The organism is Streptomyces sp. NPDC052114, from assembly GCF_040680155.1.
Taxonomy (GTDB): domain Bacteria; phylum Actinomycetota; class Actinomycetes; order Streptomycetales; family Streptomycetaceae; genus Streptomyces.
Genome location: NZ_JBFAWC010000001.1, coordinates 722475 through 748279, shown reverse-complemented (window position 1 = coordinate 748279; position 25805 = coordinate 722475). Strand labels below are relative to the sequence as shown.

The window sequence follows — 25805 nt, the reverse complement described above, 5'->3', positions numbered from 1 at the left end:
GTGGGGAAACCGCCGCGAAGCGGCGGGCCAGGACCGCACGGTGCGGGGCACACCCCATACCGCCGCGGAGCAGGCGGGCCAGAGCCGGACGGCGCAGGGCACGCCCCATACCGCCGCGGAGCAGGCGGGCCCGAGCCGCACGGTGCGGGACGCGCCGATCACCGCCCCCCGGCGCCCCGCGCCACCCCGTACCCTTTCGCAGGGGCCGCACCCCTCCCCCGTACCACTGAAGGAGTCCGATCGTGCTCGTCCTGCTGCCGCCGTCCGAAGGCAAGGCCTCCTCCGGGCGGGGCGCCCCGCTCAAGCCGGAGTCCCTGTCGCTGCCGGGGCTCGCCGAGGCGCGGCAGGCGGTGCTCGACGAGCTGGTCGAGCTGTGCGCCGCCGACGAGGAGAAGGCACGCAACGTACTGGGCCTGAGCGAGGGCCTGCGCGGCGAGGTCGCCAAGAACGTCGAGCTGCGCACGGCGGGCGCGCGCCCCGCCGGGGAGATCTACACCGGCGTCCTGTACGACGCCCTGGACCTGGCCTCGCTGGACGCCGCCGCCAAGCGCCGCGCCGCGCGGTCGCTGCTCGTCTTCTCCGGGCTGTGGGGCGCCGTCGGCGTGAGCGACAGGATCCCGTCGTACCGCTGCTCGATGGGCGTGAAGCTGCCGGGGCTCGGCGCGCTCGGCGCGTACTGGCGTACGCCGATGGCCGCCGTCATGCCCGAGGCGGCCGGCGACGGGCTCGTCCTCGACCTGCGCTCGTCCGCGTACGCGGCGGCATGGAGGCCGAAGGGCGAGGTCGCCGGGCGGACGGCGACGGTGCGGGTGCTGCACGCGCAGGTCGACGAGAGGACCGGCACCGAGAAGCGGTCCGTCGTCTCGCACTTCAACAAGGCGACGAAGGGCCGGATCGTCCGTTCCCTGCTCTCCGCCGGGACGCAGCCGAAGGACCCGGCCGAGCTGGTCGAGGCGCTGCGGGACCTGGGCCACGTGGTGGAGGCGGAGCCGCCGGCCAAGGCGGGCAAGCCGTGGGCGCTGGACGTGGTGGTCCGCGAGATCCACTGAGGCGGCCGCCCCTGGAGGACACCCGCGTCACTTCGTACGGCGGACACCCGCGTCACCCCACGTTGCAGCATGCGCAACGACCTTTGCGCATGCTGCGTACGCCGGGCAGGATGCCCGTATGACCTCCTCCGCGCCCTCCCCCGCGTCCGCGTCCGTGCTCGACCTGGCCCCCGTCGTCCCCGTGGTCGTCGTGGAGGACCTCGACGACGCGGTGCCGATGGCGCGGGCCCTCGTCGCGGGCGGGCTCCCCGCCATCGAGGTCACGCTGCGCACGCCCGTCGCGCTGGACGCGATCCGGGCGATATCCGCCGAGGTGCCGGACGCCGTGGTCGGCGCGGGCACCGTCATCTCGGCGCGGAACGTGGCCGACTCCGTGGCCGCCGGCGCCCGCTTCCTGGTCAGCCCCGGCTGGACGGACGCGCTGCTCACGGCGATGCAGGGCTCGGGCGTGCCGTTCCTGCCCGGCGTCTCCACGACGTCCGAGGTCGTGGCGCTGCTGGAGCGCGGCGTCAGCGAGATGAAGTTCTTCCCCGCCGAGGCCGCGGGGGGCACCGCCTACCTGAAGTCGCTCGGCAGCCCGCTGCCGCAGGCCCGCTTCTGCCCCACCGGCGGCATCACGCCCGCCTCCGCGCCCTCGTACCTCGCGCTGGGGAACGTCGGCTGCGTGGGCGGCAGCTGGATGCTGCCCGCCGACGCCGTCGCCGCCAAGGACTGGGCCCGTGTGGAGTCCCTGGCGCGCGAGGCGGCGTCCCTGCGCTGAACCCGCGGCTACCGCAGGTGCGAGGTGTCGTTCAGCAGCCGCACCGAGGCGTTGCCGTCGGCGTAGTACGCCACCGCCGACACCGAGGCCGCCGAGAGCTCCATGCGGAACAGGGACTCCGGCGGGGCGCCGAGCGCGAGGCGCACCAGCGTCTTGATGGGCGTGACGTGCGTGACGAGCAGGACCGTGCGGCCCGCGTACGCGGCGGTCAGCCGGTCGCGCGCCGCCGAGACCCGGCGGGAGACCGCCGCGAACGACTCGCCGCCGGGCGGCGCCGCCTTCGGCGAGGCCAGCCACGCGTTCAGCTCCTCGGGCTGACGCTCGCGCACCTCGCCGAACGTGAGGCCCTCCCAGGCCCCGAAGTCCGTCTCGCGCAGCCCGTCCTCCAGGTGCACGTCGAGCCCGAGGCGGGCGGCCACCGTGTGCGCGGTCTCCTGGCAGCGCTTGAGCGGCGAGGAGACGACCGCCTGGATCGTGCCGCGCGCGGCGAGGGCGGCCGCGGCCCGTTCGGCCTGCTCGCGGCCCGCGTCGGAGAGCGAGGGGTCGGACCCGCCGCTGCCGGAGAACCGCTTCTCGGGCGTGAGCGCGGTCTCGCCGTGGCGCAGCAGCACGAAGGTCGCCGGGGCGCCCAGGTCGGCGGGGGCCGCCCAGCCGACCGGCGGGGTCGCCGCGTTGCGCGCGGCGCGGACGTCACCGTCCTGACCACCCTGCGCGGACGCCGCACCCGCGGATGCCGTCGCCGCGCCACCCCGTGCCGTCCCGGCCAGCGCCGCCCGCGCCTTGGCCGCGCCCGCCGCCGCGTCGCCGGGCGGACCGGCGGGCGCCTCGGCGGCCGACCGCGCGGCCCGCGCGTCCAGCTCCGCCGTCGACGCCGACGGCTGCCACTGCTTGCCGCGCTTGCCCGCGTCCATCGCCTCGTTGGCGAGGCGGTCGGCGTGCTTGTTCTTCTCGCGCGGGATCCACTCGTACGTCACCTGGGACGACGGGTAGACCCGGCCCGCCTCGGCGGCGAGCGGCTTCATGTCGGGGTGCTTGATCTTCCAGCGGCCCGACATCTGCTCGACGACGAGCTTGGAGTCCATGCGGACGTGGACCGACGCCGTCGGGTCCAGCTGGTACGCCGCCTTCAGGCCGGCCACGAGGCCCTTGTACTCCGCGACGTTGTTCGTCGCGACGCCGATGTACTCCGCGGCCTCCGCCAGGGTCTCCCCCGTGGCCGCGTCGATGACCACTGAGCCGTAGCCCGCGGGCCCCGGGTTGCCCCGGGAGCCGCCGTCGGCCTCGACGATGAACTCGCGCATGAGGAGGGGTCCTTACAGGCCGGACTCGGACGTGCGGACCAGGATGCGGCGGCAGTTCTCGCACCGCACGACCGTGTCCGGGGACGCCGCCTTCACCTCGTTGACCTCGGTGATGTTCAGCTCCAGGCGGCAGCCCTCGCAGCGCCGCTGGTAGAGCTTGGCGGCACCGATGCCGCCCTCCTTCTCGCGGAGCTTGTCGTAGAGCTTGAGCAGGTCGGCCGGGACCGAACCCGCCACGACCTCGCGCTCCTTGCCGACCGTGGCGGACTCGCCGTCGAGCTCCTCGACGGCGGCGTCACGGCGGCCCGTCGCGTCGTCGATCTTCGACTGGACCGAGGAGACCCGCTCGGTCAGCTCGGAGACGCGCTCCTGCGCGGACTCGCGGCGCTCCATGACCTCCAGGACGACGTCCTCCAGGTCGCCCTGGCGCCTGGCCAGCGAGGCGATCTCCTTCTGGAGGTTCTCCAGGTCCTTCGGCGAGGTGATCGCGCCGGAGTCCAGGCGCTGCTGGTCGCGGGCCGCGCGCTGCCGGACCTGGTCGACGTCCTGCTCCGCCTTGGTCTGCTCGCGGGAGCAGTCGCTCTCCTCGGTCGTCGCGGCGACGAGCAGGTCGCGCAGCTGCGCGAGGTCCTTGTTCAGCGACTCGATCTCGGCGTGCTCGGGCAGCGACTTCTTCTTGTGCGCGAGCTGCTGCAGGCGTACGTCCAGGGCCTGGACGTCGAGCAGGCGGATCTGGTCGGCGGGCGCGGCGTTCAGTTGGGGGCTCCTGTTGAGTCGTGATGAGAGGCCGCGTGGGCGGTCCAGGGGTCGGTGACCGTCTTCGAGACGTGGACGCGAAGTCCCCATCCGTTCCGGTCGGAGATCTCGTCGAGCTGGGCTGCGGCCAGCTCGCACCAGGGCCACTCGGTGGCCCAGTGGGCGGCGTCCAGGAGCGCGAGCGGGGTGCGCTCGCGGGCCTCGGACGCCGGGTGGTGGCGCAGGTCTGCGGTGAGGAAGGCGTCCACACCGGCCGCGCGCACGTCGTCGAAGAGGCTGTCGCCGGAGCCGCCGCTGACGGCGACCGTGCGGATCAGCGCGTCCGGGGCGCCGGCGACGCGGATGCCCTGCGCGGTGGCGGGCAGCCGCTCGGCCGCGCGCCCGGCGAGTTCGGCGAGGGTGAGGGGGTGCTCCAGCTCGCAGATCCGGCCGAGGCCGCGGCGGCCGTTCCCGTCCGTCGGGTCCGGTACGAGCGGACGTACGACCCGCAGGTCGAGGGCGCCCGCGAGGGCGTCGGAGACGCCCGGGTCGGCGCGGTCGGCGTTGGTGTGCGCGACGTGCAGCGCCACGTCGTTCTTGATCAGGTCGTGGACGACGCGGCCCTTGAAGGTGGACGCCGCGACCGTCGTCGTGCCCCGCAGGTAGAGCGGGTGGTGGGTGACCAGGAGCTGGGCCCCGAGGCGCACCGCCTCGTCGGCGATCTCCTGGACCGGGTCGACGGCGAAGAGGACCCGGGACACCTCGGCGTCGGGGTCGCCGCAGACCGTGCCGACCGCGTCCCAGCTCTCGGCGAGTCCGGCGGGCCACAGGGCGTCGAGGGCGGCGATGACTTCAGACAGACGGGGCACGGGGAAAGGCTACCTTCCCGCTGCGCTCGGCATGTCGCGCGTGACCGACCGCAGTCGGGCGGCCACGGAGGGCCCCGAAGGGAGTGCGGGGAACTGCGCGCTCAGCGCGCGAAAAGCCGCAGACGCGTCTGCGAGTGCCCAGCAGAAGCGTCCGCGGCTTTTCCGTGGTCGCTCGCGCAGTTCCCCGCGCCCCTTACGGGGCGCCTTCTACTGGGTGAGGTTCTTCCTGAGGTCGTCCAGGACCGAATTGGCCGCGGTGACGCCGAGGCCGAGGTACCACGTCTCGTCCGGGACGTCCTTGGCCTGGCCGTCCTTCACCGCACCGAGCTTCTTCCACAGAGGGTTCTTCTCGGCGGCGGAGCGGCCGGTCTTCTCCGCGTCGCCGTAGACGCCGGTGAAGATCCAGTCCGCGTCGGCCTGGTCGATCTTCTCCGGGCTGATCTCGGTCGCGAGGTCGTTGACCTGCTGGTTCTTGGGGCGCGGCAGGCCGGTGTCCTCAAGGATGGTGCCGATGAACGACGCCTTGGCGTAGAGACGGATGCGGTCCGGCATGTAGCGGAGCATCGTGATCGTCGGCTTCTTGCCGTCGTGGGCCTCGGCGATGTCCTTGCCGAGGTTCTTCGCCCGCTTCTCGTACGCGGCGAGCTCCTCCTTCGCCTTCGCGGTCCGGTCGAGCGCGGCGGCGTTCAGGAGGTAGTTCTCCTTCCACGTGAAGCCGGGGCGGATCGAGAAGACCGTGGGCGCGATCTTGGAGAGCTGCGGGTAGAGCTTGGCCGCGCGCAGCTCGCTGCCGAGGATGAGGTCCGGCTTGAGGTTCGCGATCGCCTCCAGGTTGAGGGAGTTGATCGTGCCGACGTTCTTGGGGCTGCCGGCGTCCTTCTTCAGGTAGCCGGGGATGCCGTCGTCGCCCTCGGTGGGGGCGTAGCCGACGGGCTTGACGCCCAGGGAGACCACGTTGTCGAGCTCGCCGACGTCGAGGACCACGACCCGCTGGGGCCGCTGCTTCAGCTCGGTCTTGCCGCGGGCGTGGGTGATGGTGCGCGGGAACTCGCCCGCCTTGGCCGTGGTGCCCATCTTCGCGGTCTGCTCGGCGGCCTTCGCGAAGTCGTCGCCGCCCTGGGCGACGGCCTTGCTGCCGCTGCCGTTCTCGGACTTCGCGGAGCCGTCGTCGGAGGACCCGCAGGCCGCGAGCGAGAGCGCGGCGGTCACGGCGAGGGCGACGGCGGCGGTGGCACGCCGGCGGCTGCGCCGGGCGGGCCGGAGGGACACGGACATCGGGACTCCAGGGGGTGCGCTGCCCGGATCAGGCCGAGCTTAGGTTCGCCTAACCGTACGCCCGGTCCGCCCCTCGCGGCACACCCACCCCCGCCGCAGCACACCCCCGCCCGCGCGCTCAGGCGAACCGGGACATCGCCACCCTTCTGTGTGAAGTGGACGCCCGTCGGTGCCACGGCTGTGCGTGCGAAAACTAGCTTCGGGTCCGGAGGTGACCCTCACGATGACAGCGCCACCAGCGCCACCCCTGCCGCCGCCCCCGGCCCGGGTCCGTACCCGTGCCGCCACCGCCGGGTGCACGATCGCGGCGGACGGTTCCTACGCGGCGCGCCTGGCCCGCGCCACCGACGCGCCGGACTCCTGGTACCCCGAACGCTGGACCCTCGGCTCCGCCGAGCCCTACGCGGTGCCGCTCCCCGGCCACCAGCCGGAGGAGCCGGCCACGGAGGTCCTCCCGCTGGCCGACGGCCGCGTCCTGATCCACCGCGTGGTCGACGTACGCCACGCCTTCGGGCTGCTCTACCCGACGGGCCCCGGCACCGGCGAGGTGCCGCTGGGGGCCGTGGAGTGCGGGGAGCTGGGCCTGCTGCCGCCGACGCCGGACGGCACCCGCGCCTACGCCCTCGCGCCCGGCGAGCGCTCCAGTGCCGTCTGGCTGGTGGCGGGCGGCGCCTTCGGGCCCGAGCACGTCGCCGAGGTCCCGGGCCGCTGCTCGGGCGGCGTCTGGCTGGACGGCACGGACCGGATGCTCGCCCTGGACCGCGATCTTGACGGCACCACGAAGACGGTCGCGGTGGACCTGGAGCGCGGCGGCGAGGTGACACCGCTGCTGCAGATCGCTGAGGGCAGCGACGACCGGCTGCTGCTCGCCGACGCGGGCAGCGGACTGCTGGTCATCCGCTCGAACGCCCCGGGCGAGGACCGCCTCGGCTGGGGCGTCCTGGGCGGCACGCGACCGGTGCGCTTCCCCGAGTGCCTGCGGCTGCCCGCGGACCTCGCGGTGACGCCGTTCGCGGTCCAGCCGGGGCAGGTGCTCACGCCGGAGAGGTGCGGGGTGGCGCTGCGCATGGACGGCGCGACGGGCAGCAGCTGGGTCGGCCTGTGGCATCCCGCGAGCCGCCGGCTCCAGCAACTGGCGGCGCCCGAGGGGTGGTTGGCGGGCTCGGGCTGGTGGACACCGGACGGCACGCTCTGCCTGCCGTACGCGACGGGGGCGGCACCGTGCGGGGTGGCACGGCTCGCACCCCCCGTACCCGTGGAACCGTCCGAGGGGCTGCCTCCCGAGCCGCCCGAGACGGATCCGGGCAGCTCACACCCACCGCCGCTGCCACAGCCCGCGGATCCCCCGAAACCCGCCGCCGCACGGCCCGTTCCGTTGCAGCAGGCACCCCTCGGCGGGCGGAAGGCGGCCGGTTAGACTCGCCCGGCTGTACCGAACGATCTTCTTACGGGGTGAGTGACTTGTTGACGACCGAGACCAGTACGGAGACACCGAACGACACCGAGCAGGCGGGCGCGACCACGCCCGGCGGCGCGGGGCGGCACCGGGGACCCGTGGCCGAGCACGACGAGGCGACGGCCCCCAGGGGGCGCCACCGCAAGCAGGACGAGCCGTCCTGACGAGCGCTCCATCGGATGGACGAGCGCTCCATCGGATGACGGAGAAGTCCCGCCCGTATGCCGCCCAAAGCGGTATGCGGGCGGGACTTTTCTGCGAGCCGCCCACCTCGGGCCGCGAGCCGCGAGCGCGCCTAGCCCTTCTTGAGGCCGAGGACCTCCGCCGCGGCGAACGTCTCGTTCGGCGGGCGGTCCGCGTAGTACGGGGAGAGCGCCTCGTCCAGCTCGTCGAAGGTGAACGCGTCCTTCGCCGAGTCGAACTTGGCGGCCACCCTGGGGCGTTCGACGATCGCGACCATGCCGCCGTGCACGACGAGCAGCTGGCCGTTGACCCTGGCGGCGGCGGGCGAGGCGAGGTACCCCACCAGCGGCGAGACGTGCTCGGGCGCCAGCGGGTCCAGCTGGCCCGCCCCCGGCTCCTGGAAGCCGGCGAAGACGTCCTCGGTCATCCGGGTCCGCGCGCGCGGGCAGATGGCGTTGGCGGTCACGCCGTACTTGGCGAGCGCGAGGGCCGTCGACGTCGTCAGGCCGACGATGCCGCCCTTGGCCGCCGCGTAGTTGGGCTGGCCCGCGGACCCGGCGAGGTAGGCCTCCGAGGAGGTGTTGACGATCCGGCCGTACACCGGGCCGCCCTCCGCCTTGGAGCGCTCGCGCCAGTGGGCGGCGGCGAAGTGGGTCGTGTTGAAGTGGCCCTTGAGGTGGACGCGGATGACCGTGTCCCACTCGCCCTCGCTCATCGAGAAGATCATCCGGTCCCGCAGGATGCCCGCGTTGTTGACCAGGATGTCGAGCTTTCCGTACGTGTCGGTCGCCGTCCGGACCAGTGCGCGCGCCTGGTCGTGGTCGGCCACGTCGCCGGTGTGGGCGACGGCCTGCCCGCCCGCGGTGCGGATCTCGGCGGCGACCTCCTCGGCGGGCGCCGCCGAGGCCTCGCCCGAGCCGTCGCGGCCGGGCTGCCCGAAGTCGTTGACGACGACGCTCGCGCCGAGCCGGGCCAGTTCCAGGGCCTCCGCGCGGCCGAGTCCGCGGCCCGCGCCGGTGACGATCGCGGACAGACCCTCAAGTGGCAGTGACATCAAAGTCCCTTCAACGCAACGCCCTGCGGGGGCAGGGGCGGGTCAGATCTCGATGCAGGTGCGCAGGGCCACGCCCGTGCGCATCTGGTCCAGCGCCTCGTTGATCTCGCCGAGCGGTACGCGGTGGGTGATCAGGCTCTCCAGGTCGATGCGGCCCGCCCGCCACAGCGCGATGGCCCGCTCGTAGGAGGTGAGGACGTCGCCGCCGCCGTACATGGACGGCAGGATCCGCTTCTCGTCGAAGAACAGCTCGAACATGTTGAGCTGGAGGTGGTCGTCCATGGCGCCCGCGCCGACGACCACGAGGGTGCCGCCGCGGCGCGTCGTCTCGTACGCCGTGCGGGCCGTGGCGGACTTGCCGACGACCTCGAAGACGTAGTCGAAGCCCTCGCCCGCGGTGATCCGCTGTTTGGCGTCGGCCAGTTCGTCGGGCGCGACCGCCTCGGTGGCGCCGAACTTCAGCGCCGCCTCGCGGCGGGAGGCGACCGGGTCGACGGCGACGATCTGCGCGGCGCCCTTGAGCCGGGCGCCCTGGATCGCGGAGATGCCGACGCCGCCGCAGCCGATGACGGCGACGGACGAACCGGCCGCGACGTCCGCGGTGTTGACGGCGGCGCCGAGGCCCGTCGTCACGCCGCAGCCGATCAGCGCGGCGATGTCGAAGGGCACGTCGTCGGGGATCGGCACGGCGCACCCGGCGTCCACGACGACCTCCTCGGTGAAGGTGCCGGTGCCCGCGAAGCCGAAGACGTCACCGCCGGAGCGCTTGAAGTTGGGGGTGCCCGCGTTCATGAACCCGGCCAGGCACAGCTGGGTCTGGCCGCGCTTGCAGGCGGGACAGGTGCCGCACGCGGGCAGCCAGCAGAGCAGGACGCGGTCGCCGGGGGCGAGGCCGCTCACGCCGTCGCCGACGTCGATGATCTCGCCGGCGCCCTCGTGGCCGGGGATGAAGGGGGCGGGCTGCGGGAGCACGCCGTTCATCGCCGAGACGTCGGAGTGGCACAGGCCGGTGGCCCGGACACGGATCTTCACCTTGCCGGGCCCGAACCCGACGGCCTCGATGTCGTCGAGGACCTCCAGCTTGTCCTGGCCTATCTCGTGCAGTACGGCTGCGCGCATGGTGCGACTCCCCTCACTGGCTGGTCACGGATGGTCGGCGGCCGACGGTCCCGCGCGGCCGACGACCGGGTGGTCACGCGTGGTCGACGACGGTGTCGGCGAGCACCGGCGCGTCGTCCCGCTCGGCCGCCGTCACGGCCGCCCGGATCCGGCCCTCGGTGCGCCACATGCGGATCCGCAGGGTCTCGCCGGGGAAGACGACGCCGGCGAAGCGGGTGCTGTAGCCGCGCACCCGGGACACGTCGCCGTCGAGCAGGGTGTCCACGACGGCCTTGAGCGTCATGCCGTAGGTGCACAGGCCGTGCAGGATCGGCTTGTCGAAGCCGGCGAGCTTGGCGAACTCGGGGTCGGCGTGCAGGGGGTTCCAGTCGCCGGAGAGGCGGTAGAGCAGCGCCTGGTCCTCACGGACGGGCCGCTCGACCTCCAGGTCGGGGTCGCCCTCGGGGGCGGGCAGGCGGGTGGAGGGGCCGCGGTCGCCGCCGAAGCCGCCCTCGCCGCGCACGAAGATCTGGGCGTCGCTCGTCCACAACGGGCCCTCGTCGTCGGCGACTTCGGAGCGCAGCACAAGGATGGCGGCCTTGCCCTTGTCGTACACCGCGGCGACCTCGGAGGTGGTCACGGCCCGGCCCTTGACGGGGATCGGGCGGTGCAGGGTGATGGACTGGCCGCCGTGCAGGACGGCGGCGAGGTTCACCTCGATGCCGGGCGCGGAGAGGCCGCCGACGACACCCATGCCCGCGCCCGCGACGGTGGCGAAGCTGGGCAGGACGTGGAGCTTCGACTCCAGGGTGTAGCGCAGTTCGTCGGGGTCCGTGGCGGGCCGTCCGGCGCCGAGTCCCAGGTGGTAGAGCTGGACGTCCTTGTGGTCCCAGGCGATCTCGGCGGACCGGGGTTCGGCGGCCAGGGCCTTCGCGGCGTCGATGGGCATGGGGTGGCAGCTCCTTGGTCGTCAAAGACCTCGGTGCGGCCGTCCGCACCGTCGGCCGCACCGAGGTCGCATCAGGGCCGGTGGAGCGGTCCGCGACCGGGCCCGATCAGGCCCCGTTCTAGAACGCGTTCCAGTCCGGCGAACCCATGTATAGCCGAGGCCATGGTGGTTGTGAAGACTCCTGACAGCACGTCAGATCTCCATCGGTGACATTTGTACCGGCCGAGTCCGTACAGGCGCATCTGCCGCCGGGCACCCGCCCGTTCGTAGCGTCTTCCCCATGAAGAAGACATCGCAGGACGGGCCCGCAGTGAGCTTCACCCAAGCCGTGAAGACCTTCGGTCCCGTGCGGGCCGTGGACGGCGTGGACCTGGAGATCCGGCGCGGCGAGACCGTCGCACTGCTCGGCCGCAACGGCGCCGGGAAGTCCACCACCCTGTCCCTGCTGCTGGGCCTCGACACCCCCGACGAGGGCACCGTGCGGCTCTTCGGGCAGGAGCCGGAGCGGGCCGTGGCCGCCGGGCGGGTCGGCGCGATGCTCCAGGAGAGCCGCCAGGTGCCGCGCGTCACCGTCCGCGAGCTGGTCTCCTTCGTCGCGCAGACCTACCCGGAGCCGATGCCCGTCGAACGGGCACTGGAGCTCGCGGGCATCGCCGCGCTCGCCGGGCGGCGCGTGGACAGGCTGTCCGGGGGCCAGGCGCAGCGCGTGCGCTTCGCCGTGGCGCTCGTCGGGGCACCGGCGCTGCTCGTGCTCGACGAGCCGACCGCCGCCCTCGACGTCGAGGCCCGGCAGGCCTTCTGGGCCTCGATGCGCTCCTACGCGCGGCGTGGCCACTCCGTCCTGTTCTCCACCCACTACCTGGAGGAGGCCGACGCGCACGCCGACCGGATCCTGGTGATCGACCGGGGCCGGATCGTCGCCGACGGCACCGGGGACGAGCTGCGGCGGGCCGCGGGCGGCAGCCTCGTCTCCTTCGACCTGGCGGCCCGCGGCACGGACGGGCTCACCACGCTGCCCGGCGTGCTCTCCCTGGAGGTGCGGGGCGACCGGGCCCGGCTGCGTACGGAGGACTCCGACGCGACCGTCCTCGCGCTCGCCTCGCTCGGCGCGGTCCGCGGCCTGGAGGTCGCGCCCGCCTCCCTCGACGACGCGTTCCTCGCGCTCACCTCCGCCACCGCCGCCTGAACCCCTCCCCACCGCTCTGGAGTCCCCTGATGCTCGCCTACCTCCGTCTCGAAGTCCGCCGGACCCTGCGCGACCCCGGCTATGTGATCTCCGCGGTCGCGATGCCGGTCATCATGTACCTGCTGTTCACCAACCTCGGTGAGAACGACGGCTCCTGGAAGGCCCAGTCGATGATCGGCATGGCCGCGTACGGCGCGCTGGGCGCGGCGATGAACACCGGCACCGGTGTCGCCGAGGACAAGTCCATCGGCTGGCTGCGCCAGCTCAGGGTCACGCCGATGCGGCCCCGCGAGGTCGTCCTCGGCCGGGCGCTGAACGGTTCGGTGACGGTGCTCCCCTCGATCCTCGCGGTGTTCGCCGCGGGCGGCCTGGCCAACGGCGTCCGCATGGACGCCTGGCAGTGGGCCGCGGCCGCGCTGCTGCTGTGGCTCGGCTCGCTCCCCTTCACCCTGCTCGGGCTCGGCAACGGCTACCGCCTGACCGCCCAGTCGACCGGCGTCGTGAACGTCGCCTGCTACCTCGGGCTCTCGGTGCTCGGCGGCCTGTGGTTCCCGATCGAGCTGTTCCCCGGCTGGCTGCGCGCCCTCGCCGGCTACACGCCCACGCACCGGTTCGCGGACCTCGGGGTCTCGGTGACCGAGCACGGCGCACCCGGCGCGGCCACCGTGGCGGTCCTGCTCTGCTGGCTGCTGGCCTTCGGTTCGTACGCTGTGTTCTCTTACCGGCGGGCCGCGCGGACCGCATGACACCCGGTACGCCGACGCCGCACGCCGGGGCCGCACGGCCGCGTCGCACCGGGGACGGCCGCGGGACACGAAGGACGGGGAACACGGACATGTCCTGGAAGCACAGGGTCAACTGCCGGATGCACGACCTCACCGCCGCACACCGCGGGTGGCGGAGCGAGCAGAAGCGGGTCAAGGCCGACTGGGTGGAGGGCCGCGGGAGCGGGAAGAACGTCGAGCGGTACGGTCCGCCGCCCACCGGCTTCGCGCTCCTGCCCTGGCTCCTGATGGGCCTGGGCTCCCTCTCCCACCTGCTCCAGGGCAAGACCGCCAACCCCTGGATCGCGAGCATCGGGCTCCTCGCCTTCAACTCCCTGTACGTCTTCCTGGCGTTCCGCGCCTTCAACAAGTACACGCGCGAGGCCCCGGCCACGCGGATCGCCCTGGTCCTGCTGGGCCTCCTGACGGTCGGGCTCGCCGCGGGCTACGGCGGCAGCTGGCTGCTCTTCTTCCCGCTGCTCGGCCTCGCCGTGGGCGCGATCGTGCGCGGGCGCCACCTCGGGCGGCTCGGTCTGGGCCTGAGCGCGCTCGCGGGCGTCATCGGCGGGCTCAGGGACGGCTGGAGCGGGGTGAACGTCGCGTACGGCACGTTCCTGTCCACGATGGTGACGGCCGCGATCCTCTCCCTGTCCGAGGCGGTCCGCGAACTGCGCGAGACCCGCGAGGAGCTGGCCCGCACCGCCGTGGAGAAGGAACGTCTCCGCTTCTCCCGCGACCTGCACGACCTGCTCGGCCACACCCTCTCCGTGATCGTGGTGAAGGCCGAGGCCACCCGCAGGCTGGCCCCGCGCGACCTGGACGCGGCGCTCGGCCAGGTCGCCGACATCGAGTCCGTGGGCCGTCAGGCGCTCACCGAGATCCGCGAGGCCGTCACCGGCTACCGCGAGGGCAGCCTCGCCACCGAACTCGACCGCGCCCGCGACCTGCTGGGGGCCGCGGGCATCGACGCCGTCGTCCGCCAGGCGGGACCGCCGCTGGACCCGCAGACCGCGGCGCTGCTCGGCTGGGTGGTCCGCGAGGCCGCCACGAACGTGGTCCGCCACTCCGGCGCCACGCACTGCGAGATCGAGGTGACCGGCACCGCGGGACAGACCCGTCTGGTGGTCACGGACGACGGGCGCGGGGTGGGCTCGGGGATGCCCGGCAGCGGTCTGAAGGGCCTGGCCGAACGCCTCGCTGCGGCGGGCGGCTCCCTCACCTCGGGCCCGGGCTCCCGCACCGGCTTCCAGGTCACCGCGACCCTGCCGACCCCCGACCCCGACGAACTCCCCACGACCGGCCCCGCCCCGGCGGAGCGCGCCGGCTGAGGACGGACCGCCACGCCCCGGCCCCGGACGTACTCTGACCCCGTGGATGAGATGCCCCAAGAACGCCGCCCAGTGAAGTCCGTGAGAGTTCTCCTCGCCGAGGACCAGGGCATGATGCGGGGCGCGCTCGCCCTGTTGCTCGGGATGGAGGAGGACATCGAGGTCGTCGCGCAGGTCGGCGCGGGGGACGAGATCGTCGGGGCGGCGCTGACCGCGCGGCCGGACGTGGCGCTGCTCGACATCGAACTGCCGGGCCGCAGCGGTCTGGACGCCGCGGCCGATCTGCGCGAGGAGTGCCCCGACTGCCGGGTCCTCATCCTCACCACCTTCGGCAGGCCCGGCTATCTGCGCCGCGCCATGGAGGCGGGCGCGGTCGGCTTCCTGGTCAAGGACGGCCCGGTCGAGGACCTCGCCGAGGCGATCCGCCGGGCGCTGCGGGGCGAGACGGTCATCGACCCGGCGCTCGCCGCGGCCGCGCTGAGCGCGGGGCCGAGCCCGCTGACGGGCCGCGAGGCCGACGTCCTGAAGGCCTCCGTGGACGGCGCGACGGTCGCCGACATCGCGGGCAAGCTGCACCTGTCGGAGTCGACCGTGCGGAACTACCTGTCGGCGGCCATCGGGAAGACGGGCACGCGCAACCGGATGGAGGCGGTGCGGGAGGCCCGGCAGCGGGGGTGGCTGTGACCCCCGCCCCGTGGGCCCCGGCTCAGCCCCGCGCGGACGTCCGCTGCCTCGGCATCCACAGGAGCAGGACCACCACGCCCGCCAGCAGGATGAAGCCGCTCGTGCGGAACGCCATCGCGTAGCCGTCGGTCAGGGCCTGGCGGGAGGCCGAGCCGCCGGTCTGGGCGGCGGCCACCGTGGAGAGGACCGAGAGGCCGAGCGCGCCGCCCATCGTGCGGGAGGTGTTGACCAGGCCCGAGACCAGGCCCGCGTCGCCCGGCTGCGCGCCCGACGTGGCCAGCGAGGCGAGCGGGGTCGTCGCCAGGCCCGCGCCGAACATCATCACGATGCCGGGGAGCATGATCGAGGTGACGTACCCGCCGTCGACCGTCATCGTCGACTGCCAGCCGAAGCCCGCGGCGGCCACGACGATGCCGACCACGGAGACGTTCTTCGCGCCGAGCACCGGCATCAGGCGCGGCGCGATCATCGAGCCGGCGACGATGGTGAGCGAGGACGGCATGAGGGCGAGGCCCGCCTTCAGCGGGGAGTAGCCGAGGACGTTCTGCGCGTACAGCGTCATGAACATCCACATGGCGAACATGCCGGCACCGCACACGAACATCGCGGCGTTCGCGGCCGACACGGTCCGCACCTTGAACAGCTTCAGCGGCATCAGCGGCACCTTCGTGCGCGCCTCCACCACGAGGAAGACCGCGAGGAGCGCGAGGCCCGCCACCAGCGGCACCAGCGTCGCGGCCGCCGTCCAGCCCTTCTCCTCGGTCTGCACGATGCCGTACGCGAGGGTGGCGAGGCCCGCCGTCACGAGCACCGCGCCCGGCACGTCGAGGCGGCGTGCGGCGCCCGACCGGCCCTCGGTGAGCCAGGCCAGGCCCGCGACGATCACCAGGGCGCCGATCGGCACGTTGATGAGGAGCACCCAGCGCCAGGAGAGCAGGTCGGTGAGGAGCCCGCCGACCAGGCCGCCGGCCGCGCCGCCGCCCGCGCCCACCGCCGACCAGACGCCGATCGCCCGCACCCGCGCCGCGCCCTCGGGCACCGCCGAGGTGAGGATCGTCAGGGTGGACGGCGCGAGGATCGCGGCGCCGAGGCCCTGCAGGGCGCGCGCCGCCAGGAGCTGCCACTCGGCCTGGGCGAGGCCGCCGCCGAGGGAGGCCGCGGTGAACAGGCCGAGCCCGACGAGGAACATCCGCTTGCGTCCGAAGAGGTCGCCGGCCCGGCCGCCGAGCAGCATGAAGCCGGCGAAGGCTATGGAGTAGGCGTTGACGACCCACTGGAGGCCGATGGCGCTCATGCCGAGGTCGGCCCGCATCGACGGCAGCGCGGTGTTCACCACGGAGACGTCGAGGACGACGAGGAACTGGCCCGCGCAGGCCGCGAGGAGCACCGCCCACAAGGGGGCGGACTTCCTGGTCGGGGAGGTGCCGGTTGCGGCCGTGTAAGTGGTGGAGGGCGTCTGGACCATGACGTCCATCCTCTCAAGGTCCACTCGCGGCCTGCATCGGAAATTCGCTGCAGGGGTCCTCGGGCGAGAGGCCTAGGTCTCGCCGCCCACCCCGCGAGCACCGTCCACCCCGCGAGCACCGTCCGCGCTGTCCGCGCCGCCCGCCTACCCCGGCTACCGCCGCAGCATCGTCACCACCGCCGCCCCGCCCAGCCCGATGTTGTGCGCGAGCCCCACCCGCGCCCCCGTCACCTGCCGTGCCGCCGCCTCCCCGCGCAGCTGCCAGGTCAGCTCGGCGACCTGCGCGATACCGGTCGCGCCGAGCGGATGGCCCTTGGAGATGAGGCCCCCGGAGGGGTTCACCACCCAGCGGCCGCCGTACGTCGTCGCGCCGCTCTCGACGAGCTTGCCGGACTCCCCCGCCGCGCACATGCCGAGCGCCTCGTAGGTGAGGAGTTCGTTGATGGAGAAGCAGTCGTGCAGCTCGACGACGTCGACGTCCTCGATGCCGAGCCCCGCCCGCTCGTACACCTGGCGCGCCGCCGCCCGCGACATGGGCTGCCCGACGGCGTCGATGCACGACCCGGAGTCGAAGGACTCGCCGGTGTCGGTGGTCATGGCCTGGGCGGCGATCTCCACGGCGCGCTCCCCGAGGCCGTGCCGCTCCACGAACCGTTCGGAGACGACGACCGCCGCCGCCGAGCCGTCCGAGGTCGGCGAGCACTGGAGCTTGGTGAGGGGGCGGTGGATGGTCTTGGCGGCGAGGATCTCGTCGACGGTGTACGCGTCCTGGAACTGCGCGTAGGGGTTGTTCGTGGAGTGCCGGTGGTTCTTGGCGCCCACCGCCGCGAGCTGCGCCTCGGTCGTGCCGTGCCGCTCCATGTGCTCGCGGGCGGCGTTGCCGAAGATCTGCGCGGTGGGCGGGGTCATCTCGAAGCCGTGGCGCGCGGCCATGATCCCGTAGTGCCGGGCGACCGGGGACGTCTTGAAGTCGCCGCCGTCACCACCGCCGCCGAGCGCGCCGCGCGCCATCTTCTCGAAGCCGAGCGCGAGCACGCAGTCGCTGACGCCCCCCTCGACGAACTGCCGCGCCATCATCAGCGCGGTCGAGGCGGTCGCGCAGTTGTTGTTGACGTTGTAGACGGGGACCCCGGTCAGGCCGAGTTCGTAGACGGCGCGCTGCCCGGCCGTCGAGGCCTGGAAGCAGTAGCCGACGGGAACCTGCTCGACCTGCTCGTAGGAGATCCCGGCGTCCGCGAGCGCCTTGGTGCCCGCCTCCTTCGCCATGTCCCAGTACTGCCAGTCACGCGTCTCGGGCTTCTCGAACTTCGTCATCCCGACGCCGACGATGTACGCCTTCATGAGGGTCCCTTCAGTCACGGGGCAGGCCGAGGATCCGCTCGGCGACGACGTTGAGCTGGACCTGGGTGGTGCCGCCCGCGATGGTCAGGCAGCGCGCCATGAGGAAGCCGTGCAGCGCGCGCTCCGCGGCGCCCTCGCGCACCGCGCCCGCCGGGCCGAGGAGTTCCAGGGCCAGCTCGGCGACCTTCTGCTGGTGCGGGGTCTGGACGAGTTTGCGTACGGAGGCACCGGCGCCCGGCTCCGCGCCCGCGACCTGCCGGATCGTGGTGCGCAGCCCGATGCAGGCGAGGGCGTGGGCCTCGGCGGCGAGCGCGCCGACGCGGGCCCGGTAGGCGCCGTCGAGATCGCCGGCGCGCGCGATCAGCGCTTCGAGACCGGTGTCGAAGGTCAACTGGTCGGCCATGTGGACGCGTTCGCTGCCGAGGGTGTCGCGGGCCACCCGCCAGCCGTCGTCGACCTGCCCGACGACCGCGTCCTCGGGCAGGAACACGTCGTCGAAGTACACCTCGTTGAAGAGGGAGTCGCCGGTGATCTCCTTGAGGGGGCGGATGTCGAGGCCGCCCGCCCCGGCGGCGGCCCTCATGTCGACGACGAAGTACGTCAGGCCCTTGTGCTTGGGCGCCTCGGGGTTCGTCCGCGCGAGCAGGATGCCGTGGTCCGCCCACTGGGCCCCGCTCGTCCAGACCTTCTGGCCGTTGACGCGCCAGCCTCCCTCGACGCGCTCGGCGCGCGTGCGCAGCGAGGCGAGGTCGGAGCCCGCGCCCGGCTCGCTGAAGAGCTGGCACCACAGGAGTTCGCCGCGCAGGGTGGGCGCGAGGTAGCGCTCGCGCTGCGCGGGCGTGCCGTACGCGAGGAGGGACGGGACCACCCAGGTGGCGATGCCCAGCTCCGCGAGCCTGACCCCGGCGGCCGTCAACTCCTCCTGGACGACGAGTTGTTGGACGGGCCCCGCACCCAGGCCGTGGGGCGCGGGCAGGTGCGGGGCCGCGTATCCGGTGGGCGCGAGGGCCTTGCGGGCGGCGGCCGGGTCGAGGCCGCGGGCCCGGTCGATCGCCTCGCGGGCCGGTGCGCGGTGGGCCTCGGCCTCCGCGGGGAGTTCCAGGCGCAGTTCGCGCCGGGCGCCGGACTCGGCGAGGCGCACGGCGCGCAGCCGGTGCGTGTCGCCCGCGCCGAGCAGCTGCCGCGCCACGACGGCCCTGCGCAGATACAGATGGGCGTCGTGCTCCCAGGTGAAGCCGATGCCGCCGAGAATCTGCACGCAGTCCTTGGCGCAGGAGTGGGCGGCGTCCAGAGCGGTGCTCGCGGCGAGCGCGGTGGTGAGCCCCCGCACGTCCGCGGGCGCGTCGGCCGCGCGGGCCGCGTCCCAGGCCAGGGCGCGGGCCTGTTCGAGGCGGACGAGCATGTCGGCGCAGAGGTGCTTGACGCCCTGGAACTGTCCGATGGGCCGCCCGAACTGCTCGCGCACCTTGGCGTGTTCGGCCGCGGTGTGCAGGGCCCACGCCGCGGTGCCGCACGCGTCGGCGGCCAGGACGACGGCGGCCAGGTCGCGTACGGCCGCGGTGTCCACGGCGAGCACCCGGGCGGCGGGGACGTGCGCGGCCCGCGCGGTGACCTCGGCGGTGGGCCGGGTCGGGTCGGCGCTCTCGTGGGTACGGACGGTCAGTTCGGCCGCGTCGACGGCGAGCCACACCGGGCCCGCGGCGGAGGTGGCGGCCAGGATCAGCAGGTCCGCCTCGCCGCCGGACAGGACGGGCGGGGCGGTGCCGTCGAGGACGTGTCCGTCGGGGACGGCGACGGCGGTGAGCGTGCCCGCGTCCAGGGCGACGGCGCCGATGCGGGTGCCGCCCGCGAGGTCGGCGGCGAGCGCGTGGGCGCCCGCGTGGCGCAGCACCAGCGAGGCGAGGGAGCTCGCCGCGAGCGGTCCGGGGAGCGCGGCGCGGGCCGCCTCCTCCAGGACGACCGCGAGGTCGACGAGGTCGCCGCCCCCGCCGCCGCACTCCTCGGGCAGGTGCGCGCCGAGCAGCCCCTGCCCGGCGAGGCCGTCCCAGTGGGCGGGGCGGCCGCCGCCGGGTGGTGGCCCGTCGAGCAGCTTGCGTATCTCCTCGGGGGGCACGGCGCGCTCGATCCAGCCGCGCACGGCCGAGGCCAACTCCCCTTGTTCCCGCGTGATTCCGATCCCCATGCGCATCCTCGCCGGTAGCAGCTGCCGGGACGGCGACAGAGTAGAACACGTTCCAATCTGACGGAAGGTCAGATGCGGGCCGTCTTGGCACGAGCCCCCCGACCGGCCGGGCGCGGACCTCCGGGACGACCGGCGCACACCCCTCCGGCCCCGCCCGCCACGCGCCCCCGCGGACGGCCCGTGCCCCGGCGCCCGCGCCCGGCGCCCCGGTCGATGAATCGGTTAACAGCGGGTCAAGACTTCCCCTCGTACGACATCCGTCGGAATAGTCGCCCGGGGAAACAGGTTCGAGCTACACGTACTCCTGCCGACCCCCCGTGCTCCTGCCGAGCCCGACCTTCCGCCCCGGAGGCCCCACGCAATGTCGATGACGACGACCCCTTCACGCGGCACCCGCGGAGTCGTCCCCGTACTCGCCTTCTCCGGCATCGTCGTCGCGGTGATGCAGACCCTGCTCGTGCCGGTCATCAAGGACCTGCCGACGCTGCTGGACACCGCGCCGTCCGACGCCACCTGGGTCATGACGTCCACCCTGCTCGCGGGCGCCGTCTCCACGCCGATCATGGGCCGCCTCGGCGACCTCTACGGCAAGCGCAAGATGCTGCTCACCAGCCTCGCCGTGATGGTCGTCGGCTCGCTGATCTGCGGCTTCACCGACGACCTCGTCGTGATGATCGTGGGCCGCGCGCTCCAGGGCTTCGCCATGGGCGCCATCCCGCTCGGCATCGGCCTGATGCGCGACGAGCTGCCCCGCGAGAAGCTCGGCTCGGCGATGGCCCTGATGAGCTCCTCCATAGGCGTCGGCGGCGGCCTCGCCCTGCCGCTCGCCGCGCTCACCGCCCAGCACGCCGACTGGCACGCCCTGTTCTTCGGCGCCGCGGGCCTCGGCGTCCTCTCCATGCTCCTGACCCTCGCCTTCGTACCGGAGAGCCCGGTCCGCGCCGAGGGCACCTTCGACGTGATCGGCGCCCTCGGCCTCTCCGCGGGGCTCGTCCTGTTCCTGCTGCCGATCACCAAGGGCAGCGACTGGGGCTGGGGCTCGGGCACCACGCTCGGCCTGTTCGCCGCCGCGGCCGTCGTCCTCGTCCTGTGGGGCGTCATGGAGCTGCGCATGAAGGCGCCGCTGGTGGACCTGCGCACCACGGCCCGCCGCTCGGTGCTCTTCACCAACCTCGCCTCGATCATGGTCGGCGTCGCCTTCTACGCCGTCTCGCTCGTCCTGCCGCAGCTGCTCCAGCTGCCCACCGCCACCGGCTACGGCCTCGGCCAGTCGATGGTCGTCGCCGGCCTGTGCGTGATGCCGCTCGGCCTGACGATGATGTTCACCGCCCCCGTCTACGCCCGCCTGTCGGCGAAGTACGGCCCGAAGGTGACCCTCATCCTCGGCATGCTGATCATCGCCGTCGGCTACGGCGCGGGCCTCGGCCTGATGAGCGCCGCCTGGCAGACCGTGATCATCGCGGTGGTCCTCGGCGCGGGCATCGGTCTCGCCTACTCCTCGCTGCCCGCGCTCATCATCGGCTCGGTCGACCCGTCCGAGACCGGCGCGGCCAACGGCCTCAACACCCTGATGCGCTCGATCGGCACCTCCGTGTCGAGCGCCGTCATCGGCATGGTCCTCGCCAACACCGCGGACCACGTCGGCGCCGTCGCCGTCCCGACCATGCACGGCTTCCGCGTCTCGTTCCTCATCGCCACCGGCGCCGTCGCCGTCGGCCTGCTCTTCGCCCTCCTGCTGCCCTCCGCGCGCCGCCCCGCCCACACGCAGCTGCGCGCCAGCAGCGAGGAGGACGCCAACCTGGAGCGCGCCGTCAAGGCGCTCGCCGGCTTCCACGGCCAGGTGCGGGACGCCGACGGGACGCCCGTCGCCCGCGCGAAGGTGACGCTGATCGACCGCGGCGGACGCCAGGCGGGCGCGGCCCTCACCGACGAGGGCGGGCGCTACGAACTGGCGGTGCCCGGCGACGGCTCGTACGTCCTCGCGGTGCGCGCCGCCGGCCACGGCCCGCTGGCCTCGGCGGCGGCCCACCCCGGCGCGGACCGCCCCGTCGAGCTGGACCTCTCCCTGCCGCGCGACAGCGACGTCCCGGCCTGAGCCACGGCCCGTCCCCGCACCCCCGTCACGCCCGTGGCGGGGGTGCGGTGCATCATGGGGCGCCCATACACACGTACGCCCCCTACATACGTACGACGCGTACGCACGACATATACGTACGCCCCGTACGCACGACCTGGAGGAAGCCCATGGCCGCCGAGCCCAAGCCGGAGATTCTCGCCGCCTTCGAGGCCGCCAAGGGCTTCATGCCACGCGGCGAGGGGCTCGCGCTGTACGCGGCGGCGACCGAGGCCGCCGCGCTCGGACTGCCGCTCCTGGAGGTCGGCACGTACTGCGGGCGCTCCACGGTCCTGCTCGCCGACGCGGCCCGGCAGGCCGGGGTGAGCGCGATCACCGTCGACCACCACCGCGGCAGCGAGGAGCAGCAGCCGGGCTGGGAGTACCACGACCCCGAGACCGTGGACCCCGAGGTCGGGCGGATGGACACGCTGCCCGCCTTCCGGCGCACCCTGCACAAGGCGGGCCTGGAGGACCACGTGATCGCGGTCGTGGGCCGCTCGCCGCAGGTGGCGAAGGTATGGGGCGGCCCGCTCGGCCTCGTCTTCATCGACGGCGGCCACACCGACGAGCACGCCACGGCCGACTACGAGGGCTGGGCGCCGCACGTCGCCGAGGGCGGGCTGCTCGTCATCCACGACGTGTTCCCGGACCCGGTCGACATCATGACCGGGCAGGCGCCGTACCGCGTGTACCTCAGGGCCCTGGAGTCCGGCGCGTTCACGGAGGTCTCGGCGGTGGACTCGCTGCGCGTGCTGCGGCGGACGGGAAGCGGAATCTGACCCCGGCCGGAGCAGGATCCGCCCTCAACCACAGCGGGGAGCCGACCTCGCGGATAGGCTCGCCCTCGTGTCGTACGTAGGTCCGGAATTCGATCCCTCCCAGCCGCCCCGGCGCCGCTTCGGCCGTCCGCTGACGGTGGCCGCGGCCGCGCTGGTGCCGACCTGTCTGGCCGGCTGGCTCGTGTACCAGGCGACGAGCGGCCCCGGCGGGAACGAACCCGCACGATCGCTGCCCGCCTCCCCGAGCGCACCCGCCGACCCGGGCACGCCGTCCGACTCCCCCTCCCCCACGGTGAGCGACAAGCCGGACAAGGGGCAGGAAAAGGACAAGGACGGCAAGGGCGAGGGCGGCGACGGCAACGATTCGACTACGAAGCCGCCCGCCGGCAAGCCCGCCCCCAACGGCCCGCTCAAGGGCAAGGTCGTCGTGATCGACCCCGGCCACAACGCGGGCAACTTCCGGCACACGGCGGAGATCAATCGCCTGGTGAACATCGGGACGAACCGCAAGGAGTGCGACACCACGGGCACGTCCACCAACAACGGCTACACCGAGGCCACCTTCACCCTGGACGTCGCCCACCGGCTGCGCACGCTGCTCCAGAAGCAGGGCGCCACGGTGAAGTTGACCCAGGACGGCGACCGCCCCTGGGGCCCGTGCGTCGACGAGCGCGCCGCCATCGGCAACAAGGCGCACGCCGACGCGGTGGTCTCCGTGCACGCCGACGGCTCGGGCGCGGGCAACCGCGGCTTCCACGTGATCATGCCCGCGAAGGTGACGTCCGGCGCCGCCGACACCTCCGCGATCGTCGCCCCCTCCAAGGAGTTGGGCGAGCGGATCGCGGGCGAGTTCGTGCGCGCCACCGGCAGCGCCCCCTCCAACTACATCGGCGGCGGCACCGGCCTCGACACCCGCAAGGACCTCGGCGGACTCAATCTCTCCACCGTCCCCAAGGTGTTCATCGAGTGCGGCAACATGCGGGACGCCAAGGACGAGGCGCTCCTGACGAGCGGCGCGTGGCGGCAGAAGGCGGCCCAGGGCATTTCGTCGGGAATCATCGGGTTCCTGCGGGGGTAGAGCGTGAACGTCCTCGTCCCGAAGCGTGGACGTCTTTATCCCGAGCAGACACCCCACACGTCCGGAGGATATTGTCCTCCCTACGATGAGGGGCCACCCCCGCGCTTCGCGCACCGCGACACGAACGCGACTACGGCGACAGCGACGCCTCCACTGACGAGACGACTGACGAAGGACCTGAAGTGAATTTCCGCTCCCTCACTCGAGGCGACGGCGTGGTGATCGGAGCAGCGGTGTTGCTCTTCATCGCTTCGTTCCTCGACACCCTTGACGCCGACGGCGGCGACAGCTCCAAGCTGCCGAACGCCTGGGAAAACGGCAACCTGCTGCTCAGCGTGTACCTGCTCGGCATCATCGGTGCGGCGCTCGTCGTCGTGGCCCGCGCCATGCCGCAGCCGCTCAAGGTCGTCGGCCTGGACCTCGGTCAGCTCGGTGTGGCCTTCACCATCGCCGCCGCCTGGAGCTCGCTCGGCGCGATCTTCGACGCCGACCAGTCCTACGGCTTCCTCTTCGACGGCGCGCCCGGCGGTTCCAAGATCGACGCCGGTGTCGGCCTCATCCTCGGCATGATCGCCGCACTGGTGCTCGCCGCCGCCGCGGTGGCCACGAACATCGTCCCCGCGCTGAAGGCCCCGCTCATGGGCGCCCCGCGTCCGGTCACCCCGCAGCCCTACGGCGGCCAGCCCCAGGGCGGCTACGGCTACCCGGGCGCCCAGCCGCAGCAGGGCCAGCCGTACGGCGCGCAGCCGGGGCAGCCGCAGGGCGGCCAGTCCTTCGGCGGTCAGCCGCAGGGCCAGACCCCGCCGCCCGCGCAGGCGCAGCCGGCCGGTGACTTCTCGCCGTTCTGGTTCGCCGTGCCGGTGCCGCGTCCGCTGTACGCGGAGGACGGCTCGCCGACGCCGATCGCCGAACTGGCGCCCGGCACCTGGTACTTGGCCGTCGAGCAGCGCGGCCCCGGCCTGGTGGCCCAGACGCAGGACGGCCGTCGCGGCGTCCTGCAGGACACCACGGGGATCCAGCGCGGCTGATCGTCGCCGACACCTCGCGGCCCCTCGCCCTTCCGGGCGGGGGGCCGTTGTCGTACAGTCGCCCCCCGAGAGTGAACTGACGGCTCGTCAGAAACAGTACTGGGAGGGCGCATGCGACTCGGGCTCGCACTCGGCTACTGGGGGCGCGGCCCCGACCCCGGCCACGTCGCCCTCGCCCAGGAGGCCGAGCGGCTCGGCTACGACTCCGTGTGGACCGCCGAGGCCTGGGGCTCGGACGCCTTCACTCCGCTGACCTGGATCGCCGCGCAGACCTCACGGATCAAGCTGGGCACGGCCGTCGTGCAGATGGCCGCCCGCTCCCCCGTCACCACCGCCATGCACGCCCTCACCCTCGACCATCTGTCGGGCGGGCGGATGATGCTGGGGCTCGGTCTTTCCGGGCCGCAGGTGGTGGAGGGCTGGTACGGGCGGCCCTTCCCGCGCTCGCCGCTGACCGCGACGCGCGAGTACGTCGACGTGATCCGCCAGGTGCTGCGGCGCGAGGGCCCGGTGGAGCTGGCGGGCCGCTTCCACGCCCACCCCTACGGCGGCGAGGACGGCACGGGCCTCGGCAAGGCGCTCAAGCCGATCACCCACCCGCTCCGCGCGGACCTGCCGGTCCTGCTCGGCGCCGAGGGCCCCAAGAACATCGCGCAGACCACCCGCATCGCCGACGGCTGGCTGCCGCTGTACTGGTCGCCGGCCCGGACCGATGTGTACGAGGCCTCGCTGGGCGACCTGAAGAAGGACTTCCTGATCGCGCCGATGGCCCGCGCCAAGGTCTGCGACGACGTCAGCGAGGGGCTGCTGCCGGTCAAGGCCATGCTCGGCTTCTACATCGGCGGCATGGGGCACTCCGCCCGCAACTTCCACGCCGACCTGATGGCGCGCATGGGGTACGAGGCCGAGGCCCGGCGCGTCCAGGAGCTGTTCCTCGCGGGGCGCAGGGAGGAAGCCGTGCTCGCCGTGCCCGACGCCTTCGCCGACGAGATCTCGCTGATCGGCCCGCGCGAACGCATCGCGGAGCGCCTGGAGCTGTGGCGCGCGGGCCCGGTGACGGACCTGCTCGTACTGGCCCCCGACCCGCACACCCTGCGGACCCTCGCGGAGCTCAACTCCTAGTGG

General features: G+C 73.5%; 23 protein-coding genes. 13 read left to right on the top strand and 10 right to left on the bottom strand.

Annotation, left to right across the window (positions count from 1 at the left end):
* The first annotated feature begins 242 nt into the window (after window positions 1-242).
* A complete protein-coding gene (gene yaaA / locus AB0L89_RS03165; protein WP_365133320.1) occupies window positions 243-1049 on the top strand; it encodes a peroxide stress protein YaaA in 807 nt (268 codons plus the stop codon).
* A gap of 118 nt (window positions 1050-1167) precedes the next feature.
* Window positions 1168-1809 (top strand): bifunctional 4-hydroxy-2-oxoglutarate aldolase/2-dehydro-3-deoxy-phosphogluconate aldolase, encoded by a 642-nt coding sequence (gene eda / locus AB0L89_RS03160; protein ID WP_365133317.1) that lies wholly within the window; start codon window positions 1168-1170, stop codon window positions 1807-1809.
* An 8-nt stretch (window positions 1810-1817) separates the two neighbouring features.
* Here eda and AB0L89_RS03155 read toward each other — a convergent pair whose 3' ends face one another.
* From AB0L89_RS03155 to AB0L89_RS03140, 4 genes are all read right to left on the bottom strand, one after another.
* Window positions 1818-3110, bottom strand: coding sequence for a bifunctional RNase H/acid phosphatase (locus AB0L89_RS03155; protein ID WP_365133314.1), 1293 nt, complete (start codon window positions 3108-3110; stop codon window positions 1818-1820).
* 12 nt (window positions 3111-3122) lie between these two features.
* Window positions 3123-3866, bottom strand: a complete 744-nt coding sequence (locus tag AB0L89_RS03150; protein ID WP_365133980.1) for a C4-type zinc ribbon domain-containing protein — start codon at window positions 3864-3866, stop codon at window positions 3123-3125.
* Complete coding sequence (locus AB0L89_RS03145) at window positions 3863-4714, bottom strand: Nif3-like dinuclear metal center hexameric protein (RefSeq protein ID WP_365133311.1); 852 nt, start codon at window positions 4712-4714, stop codon at window positions 3863-3865. Before AB0L89_RS03145 ends, AB0L89_RS03150 begins: the two co-directional genes overlap by 4 nt.
* Before the next feature lie 207 nt (window positions 4715-4921).
* The gene (locus AB0L89_RS03140) at window positions 4922-5989 is read right to left on the bottom strand and encodes an iron-siderophore ABC transporter substrate-binding protein (RefSeq protein ID WP_365133308.1); all 1068 of its coding nucleotides are present in this window, start codon (window positions 5987-5989) and stop codon (window positions 4922-4924) included.
* 223 nt (window positions 5990-6212) lie between these two features.
* Between AB0L89_RS03140 and AB0L89_RS03135 the strand changes: the two genes are divergently transcribed.
* Together AB0L89_RS03135 and AB0L89_RS03130 are read left to right on the top strand one after the other, a co-directional pair.
* A complete protein-coding gene (locus AB0L89_RS03135) occupies window positions 6213-7406 on the top strand; it encodes a hypothetical protein (RefSeq protein WP_365133305.1) in 1194 nt (397 codons plus the stop codon).
* 35 nt (window positions 7407-7441) lie between these two features.
* The gene (locus tag AB0L89_RS03130; RefSeq protein ID WP_365133302.1) at window positions 7442-7609 is read left to right on the top strand and encodes a hypothetical protein; all 168 of its coding nucleotides are present in this window, start codon (window positions 7442-7444) and stop codon (window positions 7607-7609) included.
* Window positions 7610-7740: 131 nt separating this feature from the next.
* Here the strand turns inward: AB0L89_RS03130 and AB0L89_RS03125 are convergent, their stop codons facing one another.
* The 3 genes from AB0L89_RS03125 to AB0L89_RS03115 form a co-directional block, all read right to left on the bottom strand.
* Window positions 7741-8682, bottom strand: a complete 942-nt coding sequence (locus AB0L89_RS03125; protein WP_365133299.1) for a 3-oxoacyl-ACP reductase — start codon at window positions 8680-8682, stop codon at window positions 7741-7743.
* Between the two features lie 42 nt (window positions 8683-8724).
* The gene (locus AB0L89_RS03120; RefSeq protein WP_365133296.1) at window positions 8725-9801 is read right to left on the bottom strand and encodes a Zn-dependent alcohol dehydrogenase; all 1077 of its coding nucleotides are present in this window, start codon (window positions 9799-9801) and stop codon (window positions 8725-8727) included.
* A gap of 73 nt (window positions 9802-9874) precedes the next feature.
* The gene (locus AB0L89_RS03115; RefSeq protein ID WP_365133293.1) at window positions 9875-10729 is read right to left on the bottom strand and encodes a MaoC/PaaZ C-terminal domain-containing protein; all 855 of its coding nucleotides are present in this window, start codon (window positions 10727-10729) and stop codon (window positions 9875-9877) included.
* Window positions 10730-11009: 280 nt separating this feature from the next.
* On the opposite strand from AB0L89_RS03115, the gene AB0L89_RS03110 reads away from it, so the two are divergent.
* The 4 genes from AB0L89_RS03110 to AB0L89_RS03095 all read left to right on the top strand — a co-directional run bounded on the left by AB0L89_RS03110 (window position 11010) and on the right by AB0L89_RS03095 (window position 14691).
* Window positions 11010-11915, top strand: a complete 906-nt coding sequence (locus AB0L89_RS03110) for an ABC transporter ATP-binding protein (protein WP_365133290.1) — start codon at window positions 11010-11012, stop codon at window positions 11913-11915.
* Window positions 11916-11944: 29 nt separating this feature from the next.
* On the top strand, window positions 11945-12661 hold the full coding sequence (locus tag AB0L89_RS03105; RefSeq protein ID WP_365133287.1) for an ABC transporter permease: 717 nt from the start codon (window positions 11945-11947) through the stop codon (window positions 12659-12661).
* A gap of 89 nt (window positions 12662-12750) precedes the next feature.
* A complete protein-coding gene (locus AB0L89_RS03100; RefSeq protein ID WP_365133284.1) occupies window positions 12751-14007 on the top strand; it encodes a sensor histidine kinase in 1257 nt (418 codons plus the stop codon).
* Between the two features lie 42 nt (window positions 14008-14049).
* Window positions 14050-14691: a response regulator transcription factor gene (locus tag AB0L89_RS03095; protein WP_365133281.1), complete on the top strand. Its 642-nt coding sequence runs from the start codon at window positions 14050-14052 to the stop codon at window positions 14689-14691.
* 22 nt (window positions 14692-14713) lie between these two features.
* Here the strand turns inward: AB0L89_RS03095 and AB0L89_RS03090 are convergent, their stop codons facing one another.
* From AB0L89_RS03090 to AB0L89_RS03080, 3 genes are all read right to left on the bottom strand, one after another.
* Window positions 14714-16156 (bottom strand): MFS transporter, encoded by a 1443-nt coding sequence (locus AB0L89_RS03090; protein WP_365133278.1) that lies wholly within the window; start codon window positions 16154-16156, stop codon window positions 14714-14716.
* A 153-nt stretch (window positions 16157-16309) separates the two neighbouring features.
* The gene (locus tag AB0L89_RS03085) at window positions 16310-17497 is read right to left on the bottom strand and encodes a lipid-transfer protein (RefSeq protein WP_365133275.1); all 1188 of its coding nucleotides are present in this window, start codon (window positions 17495-17497) and stop codon (window positions 16310-16312) included.
* Window positions 17498-17507: 10 nt separating this feature from the next.
* On the bottom strand, window positions 17508-19679 hold the full coding sequence (locus tag AB0L89_RS03080) for an acyl-CoA dehydrogenase (RefSeq protein WP_365133272.1): 2172 nt from the start codon (window positions 19677-19679) through the stop codon (window positions 17508-17510).
* Between the two features lie 361 nt (window positions 19680-20040).
* On the opposite strand from AB0L89_RS03080, the gene AB0L89_RS03075 reads away from it, so the two are divergent.
* The 5 genes from AB0L89_RS03075 to AB0L89_RS03055 all read left to right on the top strand — a co-directional run bounded on the left by AB0L89_RS03075 (window position 20041) and on the right by AB0L89_RS03055 (window position 25802).
* Complete coding sequence (locus AB0L89_RS03075) at window positions 20041-21774, top strand: MFS transporter (RefSeq protein ID WP_365133269.1); 1734 nt, start codon at window positions 20041-20043, stop codon at window positions 21772-21774.
* A 149-nt stretch (window positions 21775-21923) separates the two neighbouring features.
* Window positions 21924-22574, top strand: a complete 651-nt coding sequence (locus AB0L89_RS03070; RefSeq protein WP_365133266.1) for a class I SAM-dependent methyltransferase — start codon at window positions 21924-21926, stop codon at window positions 22572-22574.
* Window positions 22575-22641: 67 nt separating this feature from the next.
* Window positions 22642-23652, top strand: a complete 1011-nt coding sequence (locus AB0L89_RS03065) for an N-acetylmuramoyl-L-alanine amidase (protein ID WP_365133263.1) — start codon at window positions 22642-22644, stop codon at window positions 23650-23652.
* 182 nt (window positions 23653-23834) lie between these two features.
* The gene (locus AB0L89_RS03060; protein WP_365133260.1) at window positions 23835-24680 is read left to right on the top strand and encodes a hypothetical protein; all 846 of its coding nucleotides are present in this window, start codon (window positions 23835-23837) and stop codon (window positions 24678-24680) included.
* A gap of 111 nt (window positions 24681-24791) precedes the next feature.
* Window positions 24792-25802 carry an LLM class F420-dependent oxidoreductase gene (locus tag AB0L89_RS03055; protein ID WP_365133257.1) on the top strand — a complete coding sequence of 337 codons (1011 nt, stop codon included), beginning with the start codon at window positions 24792-24794 and terminating at the stop codon, window positions 25800-25802.
* Window positions 25803-25805 lie beyond the last annotated feature (3 nt).